This is a genomic window from Streptomyces sp. T028, from assembly GCF_048159505.1.
Lineage (GTDB): Bacteria > Actinomycetota > Actinomycetes > Streptomycetales > Streptomycetaceae > Streptomyces.
This window is the reverse complement of the sequence record NZ_JBLRVZ010000051.1, coordinates 1-17296: the sequence shown is the minus strand read 5'-3', so window position 1 is coordinate 17296 and position 17296 is coordinate 1. Positions and strand designations below refer to the sequence as shown.

The window sequence follows — 17296 nt, the reverse complement described above, 5'->3', positions numbered from 1 at the left end:
CCCGGTGCCGACGGCGTCAGTCGGCCAGCTGGTTCATCTTGCGGATCTGCTTGTCGAAGACCGTGGCGGGAGCGAGGCGGCGCAGTACGCGTGCGCGTCCGGCCAGGGGGCCGGCGGTGTAGCGCGGCCTCGGCTTCGGGTCGGTCGCGGCCGCCACGATCGCCCTGGCGACGACGGCGGGGGCGTCGCCGCTCCTGACCGCTTCCGCCATCACGCGGTCGACGGTCTGCCGCTGCTTCGCGTACGCGTGCAGGGGCGTGTCGGGCTTCGCGCTGTTGGCCTCGAACCCCGTCCTTGTGTAGGCGGGCTCGACGATGAGAGCCCGGACGCCGTGGTCACGGATCTCGTGGTCAAGGGACTCGGTGTAGCCCTCGATAGCGTGCTTGGAGGCGGCGTAGGCGGCCATGTAGGGCTGGGGCAGGAACCCGAGCACGGACGAGATGTTGATGATGCGCCCGCGCCGCTGGGCGCGCATGTGCGGCAGGACCTCGTTCACCATGCGCATGACCCCGAAGACGTTGGTGTCGAAGAGGGACTGAGCTTGTTCGACGGAGGTTTCCTCCGCTGCTCCCATCGAGCCGACGCCGGCGTTGTTGACCAGGACGTCGATCCGCCCGAACCGCTCGGTGACCTCCTGGACCAAGGCGGTGACCGAGGCGTGACTGGCGACGTCGAGTCCGAGGAACGTCGCGCCGTCGAGCGGGGTGACGCGTGAGGCGTCACGGCTTGTGCCGACCACGTTGAATCCGGCTGCGACGAGGGCGAGCGCGGTTTCCTTCCCGATACCGGAGGAGGCGCCCGTCACGAGGGCCACCGGCCGACCTGTCGTCATCATGGACTCCTGCATTCACTCGAAACCGATCGTTTTCCGCTACAGTAAACCGATCGGTTTCCGTGTGCAAGGTCAAGCAGGAGATGGGGCCATGGGCAGGATCAGCGCGCAGGGGCGACGTGAAGACGTCATTCGTGCGGCGATCGCCGAGTTCGCGCGCGCCGGGTATCGCGGCACCACCACCGCGGCGATCGCCGAACGCGTCGGCGTCACGCAGCCCTATCTCTTCCGGCTTTTCCCGGACAAGAAGGCGATCTTCGTCGCCGCTCTGGTGCGAAGCGCGGAAGACACTCGCCTGGCTTTCGAGAGGGCGGCCGACGGGGTGGAGGGAGGTGAGCGAGCTCGGCAGGCGATGGCGGACGCCTATGCGCAGCTGATCTCGACGCGCCCCGAAACGCTCCTGATGCAGATGCAGGGATACGCCACCGTGGCGGCCGCCGAGGCCCGTGGCGACGACCTGATCGGTCAGGTCGTCCGGGCCGGCTGGATGAAGATCTGGGACACCGTGCACCAGTCGCTGGGCGCCGATGCCGACAAGACCGCAAGCTTCTTCGCCTGCGGCATGCTCGGCAACACGCTTGTGGCCATCGGGCTGCCCTCGGCTGCCGGGCGGTGAGTGAAGAGCCCTGGACGGTGGTGCGTCAGCGCACGCCCGCCGCGTCGAGCAGCGTGGTGACCGTGGGTGCGACGAGCCCGGTCAGGTTGTCGGCCTGAATCCCCGCGCGGGCGCTTGCGCCGTCGAAGACCAGGATCAGCTGCCGGGCCAGCAGATCTGGATCGCCCGCCCCGCCCTGCTCGGCCTCGGCGCGGAAGAAGGCCGTCAGGTTCGCCTTGACCTGGTGGGCCACGCGGCTCGCCGGATGGCTCTGGTCCTTGAGCTCGACCTGCACGGCCAGATACCGGCAGCCCCGGAACTCGGGTGCCCCTGCCTGCGATTCCACCTGCTCGAAGACATGCAGGATCCGCTCGCGGGGTGACCGGCCGTCGTCTGTGGCGGGCAGGAGAGTCGCCGCGTAGGCGGAGGTGCGCTCCTTCAGGCTCGCTGCCAGGAGTTCGTCCTTGCTGTCGAACAGTTGGTACATGGAGCGCTTCGACACCCCCGCCGCCTTGCACAGCGCCTCTACGCCGATGCTGACGCCGTCTCGGTAGGTGAGCGTGGCCGCCGCCTCCAGTAGGCGCTCCCTGGGGCTCAGTTTCATTTCGGTGGTCATGCCGTGAGGTTAACCCGGAGTGGACGAAATGAAAACCGATCGGTTTCCGAAGGTCCTCGGAAGGAGCTCGGCGACGGCCTGGGGGAAGGGCCGTCGCCGAGCCGTGATGGTGTGCGCGCCTGCCGTCCCCGTGGGCGACGCACACCGGGGCCGCTCCGAGTAGTGGCCCGTCTTGGGAAACCTGCCGTCATGCCGGTACGGCGGTCTTCCCCGGCTTCGTCTCCGCCGGGATGCGGTGCAGTCCCTTGCGGTCGCAGAAGGGGTGACTGTCGCTCATGGCGTATGTGTCTCTCGGCCGGTGGACGCGCCGCGTTTCGCTGGGGGATGCCAGCCACCGGTGACTTCCTTGACGGGTTTGTGCGGGAAGCGGCGCCGGGCGTACTCCTGCGCGGGGGAGCCCGGAAGGACGTACAGGGTCTCCTTCTTGTCCTGGAGCGGCCGCAGCACCGTGTCCATGAAGCTCTTGCGGTCGTCCAGGTACGGTCCCAGGACGTCCTCGCCGGCCGGGCAGACGGCGAGGCAGTAGCCGGACTTGTAGCCGGGCGGAGAGGACAGGCTCTGCCACATGGAGGCGTTCTCGGAGTCGCTGACCCGGGAGCGGTAGTCCGCGGCGTCCTCGCTGTCGGCCACGGTCTGCGCCCAGTCGGTGAACCCGCTCATGAACTCGCGGTAGTTGTGCGTGGTGCAGGCCAGGGCGTCGAAGGAGCCGTCCTTGGCGATGGCGCCGACCGGGCAGGCGGCGACGCACAACTTGCAGTCGATGCAGGGGTTGTAGTCCAGCGGCTGCCCGTACTCGCTCACCTCCGCGTCCACCAGTACGGTGACCAGCAGGACGAAGCTGCCGAACTTCGGGTGGATGACGTTGCGGTGCAGGCCCATCACGCCGAGCCCGGCGGCCACCGCGACCGTCTTGTGTGCCACCACCCAGATCCGCTCGCTGGGGAAGTGGTCCATCTCCTGGGGGAAGCCCACGGAAGGGTTGAGTGCGCGGTATCCGGCGTCCTGGAGTGCCTGGGTGACGCTGCGGGCGGCGTGGTTGGCCTGTTCGTCGGTCTGGTGGAACTCCTGGTTGGCCACGCTGCGGGCGGGGGAGCGGCAGTTGTCGCGGTTCATCCGGACCGCCATCGCGATCAGGCTGTGGGTGCCGGGCAACGCGGACAGCGCGTGCTCGCGCTCACCGGCCAGGTCCGGGTGGTCGAGGCTGACGGCGGCGACGTCGTCAGCCCCGGCCGCCAGGCACAACTCGCGCAGCCAGGCCGCGTCGATCACCGCGGGCGGGCGGTCCGCGGCACCGACCCTGCGCCGGGCGAGTACGGCCCGTACCGACGGGTGGGCGGCCAGCTTCGCCGGAAGCCTGGGGGGCGGCGCTGTCGTCCGCTCGTCGGCGTCACGCGCGGCAGTCATCCGTACTCCTGAGGACTCGGGTGCGAGACTCGCCTGCACGGCGAGAAACCGATCAGTTTCACCACTGTAAACCGATCGGTTTCCGTGCGCAAGTCCCAGCGGCGGGCTGCTGGATGCCTGTGAGGCGGTGCGCCTGCGGCTGGGGCTTTTGGTGATGAGGTCGCGACCCTCGCAGTGGTTGGTGACGCCGGCGGATTTTCTCGGGTCGCCGGGGGTCGGCTGTGACTCGCCGGGTGCGTCGGTCGCCGCGGTTGTTCGTGAAACGCGATGCGTCAGTGCATGTGCGCCGCATCGAGCAGGGCGGCCACGGTGGGGGCGACGAGTCCGCCCTGTGTGTCGGCCTTGATTCCCGCGCGGGCGCTCGCGCCGTCGAAGACAAGGATGAGCTGTCGGGCCAGCAGGTCCGGGTCGCTCGCCCCACCCTGTTCGGCCTCGGCGCGGAAGAAGGCGGTCAGGTTCTCCTTGACCCGGCGGGCCACCTGGCTCGCGGGGTGGCTCGGGTCCTTGAGCTCGATCTGCACGACGAGGTACCGGCAGCCCTGGAAGCCGGGTGCACCCGCCTGTGCCTCCGCCTGTTCGAAGACGTGCAGGATCCGCTCGCGGGGTGGACGGTTGTCGTCCGCCGCGGGAAGGAGTGCCGTCACGTAGGCGGAGGCGCGCTCCTCCAGGCTCGCCGCCAGCAGTTCGTCTTTGCTCTCGAACAGCTTGTACATGGAGCGCTTGGACACTCCCGCCGCCTTGCAGAGCGCGTCCACGCCGATGTGGACGCCGTCCTGGTAGGTGAGCGTGGCCGCTGCATCCAGCAGTCGCTCTCGGGAGCTTGGCGTTGCTTCGGTGGTCATATGGCGAGGTTAACTCGATTCCGATGCACCGGAAACCGATCGGTATCCGGTGGGTGTCGCGAGGAGGCTGGAGAAGCCGGGCGGCGCCTTGATGGGGGCGCGTCCGAACGTCGGCACCCCCATCGTGGTCCCCGGCTCAGTGGGCGAGCACAGGCTCGCCCTCCGACGGCGCCAGAGCCGAGTTCGGCATCAGAAACGCTGTGAGCACCGCACCGACCGCGAAGATCCCGGCGCCCCACGCCAGGGTCGCCGTGTAGCCCTTGACCCCGGCCTGCGCTGCCGTCAGCGCGGTCGGCTTGTGCGAGGACAGGTAGTCGGTCGCGGCCGACGAGGCGACGGTGGTCAGCAGCGCCGTACTGATCGAACCGCCCACCTGCTGGCTCGTGTTGATCAGCGCCGAGGCGACACCCGCGTCCTCGTGGTGGACGCCGGAGGTCGCCCCCTGGAACGAGGTGGTCATCACCGCACCGATCCCGAGACCCAAAAGGATCATGCCCGGCATGATGTCGGCGACGTAGGCGCTGTCCAGCGTGAGCCGGGTCAGCAGGGCCATGCCGGATGCGGAGACCAGGAAGCCGGCGACTACCACGACCTTCGGGCCGACCCTGGGCAGCAGCAGCGAGGGCACCGTGGTCGACGAGGCGACGATGCCGCCGACCATCGGCAGGAAGGACAGCCCGGCCTCGATCGGCGAGTAGCCGATGCTGGCCTCCAGGTAATAGGTCAGGAACAGGAAGATCGAGAACATCCCCATGCCCAGGACGAACACGGCCAGGAACGAACCACCCCGGGTCCGGTCCAGCACGACCCGCAGCGGCAGCAACGGATGCGCGACCCTGAGCTCCAGCCAGGCGAACACTGCGAGCAGCATCACACCGCTGATCATGGAGCCGAGCGCGACCGGGTCGGTCCAGCTGGTGGATTCGACGTGCGCGAACCCGTAGACGATGCCGAACAACGCGGCGCTCACCACGACAGTGCCGGGGATGTCGATCTTGGGCCGCTCGGTGTGTGCGGGCTTGGCCAGCAACAGCAGTGCACCGACCAGCGCGACGCCCGCGAAGACGACGTTCACGTACATCACCCAACGCCATGATGCCCACTCGGTGAGCATCCCGCCGAGCAGTAGCCCGACCGCGGCGCCCGCACCGGACAGCGCACTGAAGATGCCGAACGCCTTCGGCCGCTCGGCCGGGTCGGTGAAGGTCACACTCAACAGCGACAGCGCCGCGGGTGCGAGCAGCGCGGCGAACAGGCCCTGAGCCACACGCGCCCCGACGAGGATCTCGAAACTGCCGGCCGCGCCACCGACCACGGACGCCACCGCGAAACCGGACAGACCCGTCACGAACGTCGTACGCCGGCCGAACAGGTCACCGAGCCGGCCCCCGAGCAGCAGCAGGCTGCCGAACGCCAGGGCGTACCCCGTGATCACCCACTGCCGGCTGCCGTCACTGAAACCGAGGTCGTGCTGCGCTTCGGGCAGCGCGATGTTCACGACGGTCGCATCGAGCGTGACCATGAGCTGCGCCACGCCCAGCACGACGAGTACCCACCAGCGCACGGCATGTGAGCCGCGGCGGCCCGAGTCTGTTTTTCCGGAGGCGGGTGCTCCGCGGTCGAAGGTCGTAGTCATGTCTTCCCTTTGCTGCTGGTCGAGGGCAGGGCACCGGCTGGAAACCGATCTGTTTCCATCTAGGGAAACAGATCGGTTTCCTGTGTGCAAGTGAACGGGTTGCTTCTGGCCTGGGTGCGGCCCGGCAGGGTCGGGAGTCCGTGCAGGTCGACGCCGCCTTGACAAGTCATTGGCTGTTCCGCGTCGCGACACGGCTGATCGGCCGCCGGGATGGCCGACGTCTATCGGGCCGGGCAGGCAGGCGGAGAGCTCGTCATCCCCGGGATCCACGGGTACGGAACGCCCCGATGGAAGCCGGTAGCCTGTCGGGCTTGCGCTCGGAAACCGATCGGTTTACTTTAGTGGAAACCGATCGGTTTCTCATCCTCCGGTGAGAGTCATGACCGTTTTGGTGATCCACTCACACCAGAGGAGTCGGCGAGATGCCCAGCCAAGAATCACGTCCCACGATTCACATTCCGGGGACCACCAGCCACACGATCCCCCCTCGCGGCGGCCGGGAGGGAGAACTGCGCTACCTCAAGGCGGGTACCGGTGCCCCCCTGGTCCTGCTGCACACCGTGCGCACGCAGGCCGAGCACTTCCGCCACCTCATCCCGCTGATCGCGGACCACTACACCGTGTACGCCCTCGACCTGCCAGGGATGGGCTACTCCGAGATCGTGCCGAGGGCGTCGTACGACGAACCCGCGATGCGCGCGGGCGTCGAGCGGCTGCTGACCGAACTCGACCTGAACGACGTGACGTTGGTCGGGGAGTCCATGGGCGCGGTGCTCGCCCTGACCGCCGCGGCCGATCTCCCGGAGCGGGTGCGACGTGTGGTCGCGGTCAACACCTACGACTTCCCCGGCGGCATCGCCCGGTCGAGCCTCCTCGCCCGTGTGGTGGTCAGCGGAGTCCTCGCGCCCGGAGTGGGCCCGGTGATCGCCGGGGTGGAGCCCAAGCCCGCCCTCAGCAAGATCCTTCAGGGCGGCCTGGGCGACAAGAGTGCACTGCGGGAGGACTACGTGGACGAACTCCTCCAGGTGGGAAGCCGCCCCGGCTACTCGACCGTCGCCCGTGCCGTGTATCAGGCCCTGCCCAGCCTCATCGCAGCCCGCTCGCGTTACCCCGAGATCAAGGCTCCCATCCACCTCGTCTACGGCGAGAAGGACTGGTCCCGCCCCTCGGACCGGGAAGCCAACCGGCGGCTGCTGCCGGCCGCCGAGTTCACACAGGTATCGAAGGCCGGGCACTTCATCGCCCTGGAGCGGCCCGACGTGCTGGCCGACCTGCTGAACGCAGCGGCCTGACCACCACCGCGGCCCGAGGAGCGGCGCATGACGGAAACTCGGATCGAGTTCGACGTTCCGCCGGAGATGCATGACGGCACCGTGCTGCGCCCCGATGTCTACCGGCCGGGCGGCAGCGGGCCATGGCCGGTCCTGCTGAGCCGACTGCCCTCGGGAAGCGTGGGTATCTGCTCGGCGGGAAGACGGGACGCGCCGTGATCGCTGGTAGGTACGTGGGGCTAGAACAGGGCGATCTCGATCGCCAGGGCGCCGAGGGCTTCCTTCTCGGGTGGGTAGATGGCGCGGATGTTGGCCAGTTGCTCATCGCGGGTGGCCGTCGGGTTGACGTTGGCCGGTCCCTCGCCGTCGAGCAGGGCCTCGAAGTCGGCGTACTCAGCGACCCTGATGACCCTGACCTCGCAGGTCTCGTCGGTGCCCTTGATACGGAAACGGATGGTGTCGCCGGCGGCGAGGTCGGCGAGGTGTGGGTATTTCACCCGTACCTCGATGGTCTTGGTGCCCGCGGTGACGAGGTCGAAGTACTGCCGGTACAGGTTGAGTTCGCGGACGCGGGCGGCGGTGTCGGTCATGGGGCAGGAACGCTCCTGGGCGCTGGGGCGGTCATCATGCGGCCGATCTCGGTTGCGGAGTACGAGCGGAAGAAGTGGCGGGGGTCGGACAGCATCGTCTCGGTCAGGGCCAGCAGCTGGTCGGCGTACTCGGTGACGCTGCCGGGCCATTGCCGGATGTCGAGCATCCAGTCCGCCGCGCCTGTCGGCAAGGAGGCGTGCCCCTCGCGGATCAGGGTCTTGGAGAGTTTGGCACCGGTGTCGGTGACGATCTGGGGGCAGAAGAGGCGGGGAGGAAGCTGGGCGCGGGTGAGGCCGACGGCCTGGAGGGCTTCGTCGATGAGGAGGGAACCGAAGATCCAGTCGCCACCCTTGACCATGACGTGCAAGGTGCCGCCCTCTGTCGGGTTGGTCAGAGCGAGTTCCTTGACGAGATTGCGGTACAGGGTGGCCAGGTCGAGATAGGCGCCGGACGTGGGTGTGATGGCGGCCTGGTAGGGGCCGTGGTGCAGGCAGACCGCAGCGACGGTGGCGCTGTCGCCGTCGGTGAGGTGTACGCGGGTGCGTTCGGCGTGCTTCTCGGCCCAGCCGCAACCCGCGTGCGGGCACGGGATGCGCAAGTGCGGGATGCCGGTGGAGGGGGCGAGCCACCAGCGGGCGGCGTCGAGGCGGGGGAGGAGCCGTAGCCAGGTGCGGCGGAAGTGCTCGCCGGCCTGCTGCTGGGTGTAGGTCTCGATGCGGTACTGGATGCCCAGGCGTCGGGACAGGGTGGTGAACAGAGGCTGGTAGAGGGCGTCGACGAGGTCGGTGAGGGCCTGGGCGTCCACGGCCTGGGCGTAGGCGCGCTGGTAGTCGTGGCCGCTGATCGGGTCCGTGGCCAGCTGGTACGGGGCGTTGTCGAGGGCGCTGAACAGGACCTCGGTGCGGATGCCGAAGCGATCGCACAGGCGAGAGGCCATCGCGAAGGCCAGGGACTGTACGAGGGAGGTGCCGATGTGTGGGACGCCGTTGATCTGGGTGCCGACGACGAGCACGATCCGCGCTGGCGGAGTGGCCAGGATGCGCGGGGTCAGGACGTCCTCTGCACGCAGCAGGGCGTTGGCCAGGACGGTGTTCGGGGAGACGGGGTGGGTCGTCACGGATGTCCCCTTGCGGTCGGGTCGGAACGGGGGGCGTGATCGCGTCCTAGTGGGCGTCGGCCACGTACGGGTGTTGGAGGGCGGCGCGCAGGAGGCCCGGGTCGGTGAGGGTGTCGTCGTCCGGCAACTCGCACCAGCCGCCGAACCAGGCGTCCATCAGCTCCAGGCCGGGTGCCACGAGCCATGAGTTGCGTGAGAGGTGCCGTACCGGAAGGTCGCCCCAGTCGCTGTCGGCGGTGCCGGTCCGGATCGCGTAGTAGAGGCGCTCGTTGGGGCCGTCGTAGAGCACCGGGCCGATCGGGGCGCCGATGGCGCGCAGGTGGGCCAGGGCCAGGAGACCGACCTCCGCGGACGTTCGTACGAGATCCCACCCGTCGCCGACTTGCAGCATGCGCAGTCCGGGAATGTCGCCGACCATCGGGGCACGGCGCAGTGCGGTTCGTACGGACATCAGGTGCCTCCCTTCAGCTGGAGGCGGACGAGGTGCTCGCTGCCCGCTGTTGGCTTCGCGGAACGAACCACGATCAGTCGAACGCCAGTCGCTGTTATCAGCCGCTTCCGCTCGGCGGCGACGTGCCTGGGACCGAGATGCCCGAGCGCGGGGACCAGGACGCCGTAGACGTCGGGAAGCTGAAGGGCGTCGAGGAGCCCGACGAAGGCGGGGGCACGGATGGCGATGGCCGGCTCGCGGTCGGTGAAGACGCCGCACAGGGTCAGTTCGTGGCTGTGGCAGTACTCGGTGAGGCAGTCGGCGAGTGCCGTGTGGCGGGCCGTGCTGCCGGTGAGGTGGCGCAGGTAGCCGAAGACGCGCGGGCCGGTGACGGAGCGGCGTTCGGTGAGGGGTTCGTCGTCCATGACCAAGAGCGTCGGCCGTTGCGAACGGCCTTGAAATGACCTGCTGTTGTACTTCCGTTGCACTTCCCGCCCCACATGGTCACTGAGAGTGCTTCCATACGTGACGGAGGGAGGTCAGCCGTGGTCAGCGTGCAGCAGTGGAGTGGCCGGGAGGCGAGCGCCCTGCGTGCCGCGCTGCGCATGAGCACCCGCGCCTTCGCCGACCACCTCGGCGTGGCCCTGCGCACGGTGGCCAAGTGGGAGAGCCTGGGCGCCGAAACACATCCCCGGCCCGATACGCAGGCGATCCTCGACACCGCGCTCGCCCGCGCCGACTCCGCAGCCCACGCCCGGCTCGAAGCGCTGCTGTACCCGGAGCGCAAGAGCGCGCGCCCGGCGGACTACGAGACGTGGACCGAGGACATCGAGCGCGCCGTGGTCTGCGTGAGCCGCCAGAACTTCCCCTTCGCCTCGACGCTCCTCAACCGCTGGCTGGGCAGACACGACCCACGCGACCTCGACGACAAGGGCCTGTACCTGTACAGCCGTTCGCTCGTCCTGCTCGGCGATGTGCAGCGGGATCAGGGAGCGATTCTCGGCCCGCTCTCCGCCCGCCAGTCCTACCTGACCGCCCGCGGCATGTTCAGCGAACTCGACATCCCGCGCCGGGTGGCCCAGATCGAACTGTCCCTGGCCGTGGTCCAGGAGATGTCCGGCCAACTGGAAGCCTCCGCCCGCCATTACGAGCAGCTCTCCCGGGACGAACGCCTCAGCCGACGTGACCGGGCGCGCGCCCGGCTGTGGGTGGGTACGGCGCTGAGCAAGGAGGGCGACAACGACTACGCCACCGAGATCATGGCCGCCGCCACCTGCGAGTTCGAGGCCATCGGTGAGCCGGAGGACTGGTCCGTGGCACACCAGAAGCTGGCCCTGGCCCACCGCGGTGCAGGCCACCTGGACCAGGCACTGCACTACATCGACATCGCGCGTACCACCGGAACGGTCGATTCCCCGATGCAGCGGGTGCGGTTGGACACCGCGTACGGGCACATCCTTCTGTCGGATGCGGCGACCCGCAATGATGGGCTGTCCGTCCTCGACCAGGCGGCGCAGGTGGCCCAGCAGTTCGGGCTGAGCCACCAGCTGCGCAGCATCGAGGGCATCCGAAAGGGCCAGCAAGGATGAGCCAGGGAGTGCCAGTGCCGCAGCACCAGCAGCGCCAGATCACCGACGAGCAGTTCCACGACGCGACGCTGATCTGGAACTACCACCAGATGGGCCACGAACTGCGGCCCTGCTCGGCGGCGATTGGCCTCGGCAGTCACGACCTGGGGGTCGCGACCACAGCCGCCGACCTCTACCGCGCGGGCCTCTTCCCGGTCGTGGTGTTCAGCGGCGGAAACAGCCCCACCACCCGGGCCCGCTTCCCGCGCGGGGAGGCCGTGCACTACCGGGAACATGCGCTGAGTCTGGGGGTGCCGGACGAGGCGATCCTCGTGGAGCCGAAGGCTGCGAACACCGGCCAGAACATCACGTTCTCCAGGGAGCTGCTGGTCGGGGCCGGTGTCCAGGTCGACTCCCTGTTGCTGATCTCCAAGCCGTACATGGAACGCCGCAGTTACGCCACCTGCCGCAAGCTGTGGCCCGAGGCCGACGTCGTCTGCGCCTCTGAACCACTGGAGTTGGACGACTACATCAAGTCGATCGGCGACGAGAAGCTCGTCGTCGACATGCTCGTCGGCGACCTACAGCGGGTGATCGAGTACCCGAAGCTCGGCTTCGCCGTCGAGCAGGACGTACCGGGGGATGTGCATGACGCTTACGACCGCCTTCTGCGGGCCGGCTTCGACAGCCGCCTCATCGCTACCTGACCCGGCCCCGGGGCGGGGTGTGTGCGATCCACCAGCCGAACCTCTTCCCGAGGCTGTCCACGCTGGCCAAGCTGTATGCCGCCGACCGCTGGATCGTCCTGGACGAGGTCCAGTTCGCCCGCCGCGACTACCAGCATCGGGCTCGTCTCGCCGATCTGGACGAGCCCGCACGCCAGCAGTGGCTCACACTCCCCACGCGTCTTCCCCAGGGGCGCTCGACGTTGATCAGCCAGGCACGGCTCGTTGACCCCCAGCGCTCGCGCAAAACGGTCCATCTGCTCGTGCGGCAGTACTACGGCCGAAGCCCCCACTGGAAAGCCGTGTCCGATGTCCTCGATGCGGTCCTGGACACGCTCGACACCTCGGACCGCCTGGCCGACGTCGCGAAAGAATCGACGATTGCCCTGCTCATGGTCCTTGGCTGGTCAGGTGCCGTGTTGACCAGCGGCGAGATCCCGACCCGCCCAGGTCGCTCCGAGCGCCTGGCGGATCTCGCGGCAGCCACCGGCAGCACCCACTATCTGTGTGGCACCGGTGGTCTGCGCTACGTCGACGCCGCACCCTTCGATGCCCACGGCATTCCTGTGCTGCCCTTCCACACCCCTGTGGATGACCTGCTCTGGCTGTGGGCCCGACGAGCCAGCAGCCTCTGGGCGCTGAGCGCGGTCGGCCCCGGTGAACTGGCTAGCCAACTCGCCGCCCTCGGATCGCGCCCGTTCACTCAGGAAACACCCGTAACCACTGCTGCGGTTCGGAAGGGGCGGCGCGCTCACCGCAACGGCTCCGATGATCGTTCGCGAGGCCCAGGTCTCCCACTGATGTAGCCCCTCAGCCTAGGGACGGGGGCTCTTCGGATTTCCGGAATCATCGCGCCCTGCGGGGTTGATCGTCTCGGCCCGCCAAGGGGTGGGTGACGCGGCGGTTGCCCGGCTCCGCAGCGGAGGCGCGTACGGGCATCGCGGTGGCGTCGGCGGGCAGGTCGGCCATGCGGCGCAGCCGCCACACCAGGACGTCGGTGATCGAGTCCGCGGTTGCGAGCTCCCGCCGTTCGGCGGCTTCGGACAGGAGACCGGCCGGGTCGTGTCCGACGGCCTCGGCGTCGGCGAGTGTGGCGGCCAGCGCAAACCAGCCCGGCTCGGCCAGAGCCTGTTCCGCCAGCTCCGGCACGGCGTGGCGCAGGTAAGCGGCCTGTCTCTGACGCAGCGGCTGGGACAGGTGCCGGCCGCGCTGGTACAGCACTGCCAGTGGGATGCTGGCGGCGGCTTGGTAGGCGGCGCGCAGGTGCTTGGCGGCCTGGCGTGCGGCAGCGGCCTGCTGGGCGTGGTTCTTCTTGGCGTGCCAGTGGGCGGCGGCGGTGACGAGGAAGAACACCATGTCGATCACCATGGCGGTGGTGGCGCCGTCTTCTCCACGGCCGAGGGCGGGGCCGCTGTGGACGAGGTCACGGGCGGCTTGGCGCAGCGCGCGGTCGTGCCCGCGCTCGGCCTGGACGTGGGAGCGGGTGGCCCGCTCGAACACGAAGGCTGCCTCGCGCAGTTCGGCGCGCGTGTGGGCGGCGGAGGTCTTGGCGAGCGCGTCCAGGACCTCTCCGGCGGCTGCGATGTGCGCTGCCACCTCGGCATCCTCGCCGTGATCGATGACCAGCATCGCCTGCCACGCGGCTGTGGTCGTCCGGCGCCGAGCTGTGGCGGGTCCGCTCGGCGCCTGGGCGGAGGCCGTGGTGTCCGGGTCCTGGCTTGGGGTGTCGCCGGAGAAGCGCTTGCGGATGCGGGGCAAGGACAAGTCGGGGGCGAGAGTGGAACCGGCATAGTAGACGGGCTCGTTGTCCCCGTTGCGGTCGTCGGGCAGGGCGACCTTGTATCCCTGCAAGTCGCCGGAGGGCAGCACCTTGGTGCGTACGAGAAGCCCGGCGCCCTTGAGACGATCGAGGAACTCCTCCTCACTGGTCGCGCCGGCCACCGCGCGGCGCACGGTCTCGCGCAGTTCCTCGCGGGCGGTGCGGTCCCGGCCCTCGTGTTCGGCCTTGTGCCGTTCGGCACTGGTCGGCCGCTTGGCGGCGGTGCCGTCCCCGGCCGGGACGCGGCGCAGGTCGTAGTCGGCTTCGATGCGTCGGCATTCGGCCTGGGCGCGGCGGGCCTCGTTGTGCAGGCGGGGCCGGCGGCCGTCGTCGCGGACGAGGGTGGCGATGATGTGGATGTGGTCGTCGGCGTGCCGGACGGCCGCCCACCGGCAGGCGGCTTCGTCGCCGTCGGGTGCGATGCCGGTGGCGGCGACCATGCGGCGGGCGATGGCCGCCCAGTCCTCGTCGGACAGGATCGGGTCCTCGGGGGCGGCCCGTACGGACAGATGCCATACGTGCTTCTCGGGGCGCTTGCCGGCGGGCAGGGCATTGACGGGCTGGTCGAGCAGGCGCTGGAGCTGTTCGTAGGTGGCCTTCGGGTCACGGCCGGGGTCGGGGGTGAGCGGGTCGAAGGCCGCGACCAGGTGCGGGTCGATGTGCTCCTCTTTGGTGCCGGGTCCGTAGAGGTAGTGGATCAGGCCGATCGTCTCGCTGCCGCGGTCGTGCATGCTGGGGATCACTCAGCGGCACCGCCGTCGCGGCGGGCAAGCAGCGCATCGGCGGCGTCCTCCATACGGCGGGCGGCGTTACCGACCGCCTCGGCCGCCGCGTCCAGGTGGGGTGCGTCGGCGCCGGAGTTGAGGGCCTTGGCGACCTGGTTGAACAGGCCGTGGATGCGGCCCAGGTGCCGGCGGGCGGCGAACAGCTCATTGATGACTTCCCGTTCCGTCGCGATCTCGGCGGCGGTGCGGTTCAGGTCACGGGCGGCCTTGTCAGCGGCGTAGGCGAGGAAAGCGGCTTTGGACATCTGGCAGTGGGCGGCGGCGTCGGTGAAGCGCTGGAACTCGGTGTCGTTCATACGGCAGCTGGGTTGCTTCAGTCGCTTGCGGGACTTCGGCAGACGGGGGCGCTGACGTCTGATCGACACGGACTCGGGCTGTTGCTTACCTCCCTGCTGCGGTCCGCCCTCCGTCGCAGCTTGACTGCTCGGTGCCCCCTGGCGCCGGGCTGTTCCCGCCACCGTCGGGGCGGGGACTTCGGAAGCATCGCTTCCGGTACAACTTGCTGTGCGACGTGAGGTCGCATTTTCCGAAGTGAGGTGGATTTCGTGGAGAGGTTCTGACAAGGGAATTTCCTCCGAATCAGTGTCTGGATTCGTCCCCGCGCTCACATGCGTCGCTGGTAACGGCGGGGTGTGAAGCTGAGCTTTCAAGCCCAAGGGCGTCTCGGCCATCGGGAGGCCACAGGTGAGGGGAAGACTGGACGGGCGAACACGTGTGAACCCCTGGTTAATGCCTCGGTAAATGGAACCCCCGCGGATGGCTTGCTCTCAGCGGGGCAGGGCCCGGCGCTGCAAGGCGCCAGCGGCTTCCGGTGCAAGCAACACCGGAAGTAAGACACCGCCGGCCACGGGGTAGAGGGGGCGCCCACCCCAGTCGCATCTTCGAAATGCGGAACACGGAAACCCTGACGGGGTCCGGCTACTTCCGGTGTACCGGAAGCAGTCCCGGTAAGCCGACTGCAAGGAAGGCCCAAGTCCCCGGCAGGAACAGGATGGTCCAAGAAGCCAAGGCCGGTAGGCCGAAAGGTCGGGGGAAAACCGGGCGGCGGTCCTCTCCGCCCACTGCCCGCTATAACCCGCCGGATACGGGCCCGGTGACCCGGCCCGAAAGGGCGCCCACGTGGACCAGGTGAGCCTTTGGAGCACCAAAGCGAAGCAACCGGAACCGACGGACAAGTTAGATACCGGAGGCGGACATGAGCACCATGAGGGTCGCGGCCGCGACTCGCCCGCCCGAGGGGAACGGACCCGAGGACGGAGCCCCCGACTGGCACGGAATCCACTGGGCCAGATGTGAGCGCAACGTACGGCGGCTGAGGCAGCGGATCTTCAAGGCAACGCAGGACGGGGACCTGAAGAAGGTCCGCAACTTGCAGAAACTCATGCTGAGAAGCCACAGCAACACGCTGGTGAGCGTGAAGCGGGTGACCCAGCAGAGCCAGGGCCGCAAGACGGCGGGCATCGACGGGGAAACAGCCCTCACCCCAGCGGCGAGGGCGCGATTGGTGGCCGAGTGCCACCGATCGCCATCCCCGTGGAGGGCCCAGCCGGTCAAGCGGGTCTACATCCCCAAGGCCAATGGCAAGCAGCGCCCACTCGGCATTCCGGTCATCCGTGACCGGGTGCTCCAGGCACGCGTGAAGAACGCGCTGGAACCGGAGTGGGAGGCGCGGTTCGAGTCGCGATCCTACGGATTTCGGCCCGGCCGCAGCTGCCAGGATGCCATCGCCTCCATCCGTCAGACGGCGCGCGGTCCTAGGGCGAAGCGTCGTTGGGCGTTGGATGCGGATCTGGAAGGGGCCTTCGACCGCATCAGCCACGATCACCTGACCGCCATGCTCGGGCAGTTCCCCGCCAGGGACCTGGTCCGGGGCTGGCTGCGGGCGGGAGTGATGGATGCGGGGCGATGGGCGCCCAGTGTGGAGGGCACTCCACAAGGCGGCGTCATCAGCCCCTTGCTGCTGAACATTGCGCTGCACGGGATGGAGCAGGCAGCGGGATTCCGCGCCGACGGATATCACACGCGTGTTCATCACGCGTCCGCCGGTGTGCCCGTATTGGTCCGCTACGCCGATGACTTCGTAGTGCTCTGCCACTCGAAGGAGGAGGCATACCGGGTCAAGGAGGATCTGAGTGCTTGGCTTGCGCCGCGCGGTCTGCGCTTCAATGAGGCAAAGACGAAGGTCGTGCATCTCGATGAGGGGTTCGACTTTCTGGGTTTCACGATCCAGCGACACGGCGACAGGCTGAACATCAGGCCGAGCAAGGCGGCTTGTAACGCGCTGCGGAAGCGGCTGCGAACGGACATGCGGGCCCTTCGGGGCGCACCTGCCCAAGCGGTCATCGCGAAGTTCAACCCGGTTGTCCGGGGCTGGACGGCGTACTACCGGAGCGTGGCGTCCTTCCGCGTGTTCTGCGCGATGGACTCCTATATGTTCAAGCTGCTCTACAAGTGGGTGAAACGCGGTCACGAGAATCGTTCGGGGCTGTGGATCAAGCACCACTTCTTCGGCAGGTTCAACAAGACCAGACGGGATAACTGGGTGTTCGGTGACCGCGCGAGCGGCGCCTACATTCAGAAGTTCGCCTGGACACGCTGTTCCATGCATATCACCGTCAAGGGGGCGGCATCCCCGGATGACCCGTCCCTGGCGGAGTATTGGAAGGCGCGACGCCGCGACACAGCGCCACCGCCGATGGATAAGACGAGTCTGATCCTGGCGGCCCGGCAGAAGGGCTTGTGTCCGCTCTGCGGGCGGGCGCTGATCGAAGGTGCGGAATACGAGCCGGACAATCTGCGGGAATGGATTGAATGGTTCGCAGCGACGAAGAAGATGCTGAACAAGCACCACTTCGTCTACCGCAGTAGCGGCGGCACTGATAGACGGACCAACCTCCGCCTTGTTCATGCCGATTGTCACCGTTCGTATCATGCAAACGACGGAGATCGGAACGTAAGTTACCGTCCAGCGGAGCCCTCGCGGCTTGCTTGAGCCGGATGCGTTGAAAGGCGCACGTCCGGTTCTGAGGGGGCCGGGGCCCAGAGATGGGCTCCGGCTACCCGAC

18 protein-coding genes are annotated in these 17296 nt (G+C 68.4%); 7 read left to right on the top strand and 11 right to left on the bottom strand.

Going from position 1 to position 17296, the window contains the following annotated elements:
* Positions 1-16: 16 nt before the first annotated feature.
* A complete protein-coding gene (locus ACLZN2_RS40430; RefSeq protein ID WP_416984695.1) occupies positions 17-832 on the bottom strand; it encodes an oxidoreductase in 816 nt (271 codons plus the stop codon).
* A 91-nt stretch (positions 833-923) separates the two neighbouring features.
* Between ACLZN2_RS40430 and ACLZN2_RS40425 the strand changes: the two genes are divergently transcribed.
* Positions 924-1448, top strand: coding sequence for a TetR/AcrR family transcriptional regulator (locus ACLZN2_RS40425; protein WP_416984645.1), 525 nt, complete (start codon positions 924-926; stop codon positions 1446-1448).
* A 25-nt stretch (positions 1449-1473) separates the two neighbouring features.
* On the opposite strand, the gene ACLZN2_RS40420 is transcribed toward ACLZN2_RS40425, so the two are convergent.
* From ACLZN2_RS40420 to ACLZN2_RS40405, 4 genes are all read right to left on the bottom strand, one after another.
* Positions 1474-2043 carry a TetR/AcrR family transcriptional regulator gene (locus ACLZN2_RS40420; RefSeq protein WP_416984644.1) on the bottom strand — a complete coding sequence of 190 codons (570 nt, stop codon included), beginning with the start codon at positions 2041-2043 and terminating at the stop codon, positions 1474-1476.
* A gap of 273 nt (positions 2044-2316) precedes the next feature.
* Entirely contained in the window at positions 2317-3447 is a 1131-nt protein-coding gene (locus ACLZN2_RS40415) for a 4Fe-4S binding protein (RefSeq protein WP_416984643.1), read from the bottom strand.
* Between the two features lie 272 nt (positions 3448-3719).
* Positions 3720-4289, bottom strand: a complete 570-nt coding sequence (locus ACLZN2_RS40410) for a TetR/AcrR family transcriptional regulator (protein WP_416984642.1) — start codon at positions 4287-4289, stop codon at positions 3720-3722.
* Positions 4290-4425: 136 nt separating this feature from the next.
* Positions 4426-5925: an MFS transporter gene (locus tag ACLZN2_RS40405; protein WP_416984641.1), complete on the bottom strand. Its 1500-nt coding sequence runs from the start codon at positions 5923-5925 to the stop codon at positions 4426-4428.
* 422 nt (positions 5926-6347) lie between these two features.
* On the opposite strand from ACLZN2_RS40405, the gene ACLZN2_RS40400 reads away from it, so the two are divergent.
* The gene (locus ACLZN2_RS40400) at positions 6348-7217 is read left to right on the top strand and encodes an alpha/beta fold hydrolase (RefSeq protein ID WP_416984640.1); all 870 of its coding nucleotides are present in this window, start codon (positions 6348-6350) and stop codon (positions 7215-7217) included.
* Between the two features lie 27 nt (positions 7218-7244).
* Positions 7245-7415 carry a hypothetical protein gene (locus tag ACLZN2_RS40395; RefSeq protein ID WP_416984639.1) on the top strand — a complete coding sequence of 57 codons (171 nt, stop codon included), beginning with the start codon at positions 7245-7247 and terminating at the stop codon, positions 7413-7415.
* 20 nt (positions 7416-7435) lie between these two features.
* Here the strand turns inward: ACLZN2_RS40395 and ACLZN2_RS40390 are convergent, their stop codons facing one another.
* Genes ACLZN2_RS40390 through ACLZN2_RS40375 form a run of 4 tightly spaced genes read right to left on the bottom strand, consistent with a single transcriptional unit; the run spans position 7436 to position 9759 of the window.
* Positions 7436-7786: an ASCH domain-containing protein gene (locus ACLZN2_RS40390; protein ID WP_416984638.1), complete on the bottom strand. Its 351-nt coding sequence runs from the start codon at positions 7784-7786 to the stop codon at positions 7436-7438.
* Complete coding sequence (locus ACLZN2_RS40385) at positions 7783-8904, bottom strand: hypothetical protein (RefSeq protein ID WP_416984637.1); 1122 nt, start codon at positions 8902-8904, stop codon at positions 7783-7785. The genes ACLZN2_RS40390 and ACLZN2_RS40385 overlap by 4 nt, the downstream gene beginning before the upstream one ends.
* A 46-nt stretch (positions 8905-8950) precedes the next feature.
* A complete protein-coding gene (locus ACLZN2_RS40380) occupies positions 8951-9355 on the bottom strand; it encodes a hypothetical protein (RefSeq protein ID WP_416984635.1) in 405 nt (134 codons plus the stop codon).
* Entirely contained in the window at positions 9355-9759 is a 405-nt protein-coding gene (locus ACLZN2_RS40375) for a recombinase family protein (protein WP_416984634.1), read from the bottom strand. Before ACLZN2_RS40375 ends, ACLZN2_RS40380 begins: the two co-directional genes overlap by 1 nt.
* A 120-nt stretch (positions 9760-9879) precedes the next feature.
* Between ACLZN2_RS40375 and ACLZN2_RS40370 the strand changes: the two genes are divergently transcribed.
* The 3 genes from ACLZN2_RS40370 to ACLZN2_RS40360 are packed head-to-tail and all read left to right on the top strand — an operon-like array spanning position 9880 to position 12433.
* The gene (locus tag ACLZN2_RS40370) at positions 9880-10923 is read left to right on the top strand and encodes a helix-turn-helix domain-containing protein (RefSeq protein ID WP_416984633.1); all 1044 of its coding nucleotides are present in this window, start codon (positions 9880-9882) and stop codon (positions 10921-10923) included.
* Complete coding sequence (locus ACLZN2_RS40365; protein ID WP_416984632.1) at positions 10920-11609, top strand: YdcF family protein; 690 nt, start codon at positions 10920-10922, stop codon at positions 11607-11609. Before ACLZN2_RS40370 ends, ACLZN2_RS40365 begins: the two co-directional genes overlap by 4 nt.
* Positions 11610-11626: 17 nt before the next feature.
* The gene (locus tag ACLZN2_RS40360) at positions 11627-12433 is read left to right on the top strand and encodes a WbqC family protein (protein WP_416984631.1); all 807 of its coding nucleotides are present in this window, start codon (positions 11627-11629) and stop codon (positions 12431-12433) included.
* Positions 12434-12473: 40 nt separating this feature from the next.
* Here the strand turns inward: ACLZN2_RS40360 and ACLZN2_RS40355 are convergent, their stop codons facing one another.
* Together ACLZN2_RS40355 and ACLZN2_RS40350 are read right to left on the bottom strand one after the other, a co-directional pair.
* Positions 12474-14189 (bottom strand): mobilization protein, encoded by a 1716-nt coding sequence (locus tag ACLZN2_RS40355; RefSeq protein WP_416984630.1) that lies wholly within the window; start codon positions 14187-14189, stop codon positions 12474-12476.
* On the bottom strand, positions 14186-14527 hold the full coding sequence (locus tag ACLZN2_RS40350; RefSeq protein ID WP_416984628.1) for a plasmid mobilization relaxosome protein MobC: 342 nt from the start codon (positions 14525-14527) through the stop codon (positions 14186-14188). Before ACLZN2_RS40350 ends, ACLZN2_RS40355 begins: the two co-directional genes overlap by 4 nt.
* An 899-nt stretch (positions 14528-15426) precedes the next feature.
* Here ACLZN2_RS40350 and ltrA point away from each other — a divergent pair.
* A complete protein-coding gene (ltrA, locus tag ACLZN2_RS40345) occupies positions 15427-17223 on the top strand; it encodes a group II intron reverse transcriptase/maturase (protein ID WP_416984627.1) in 1797 nt (598 codons plus the stop codon).
* Positions 17224-17296: the final 73 nt, after the last annotated feature.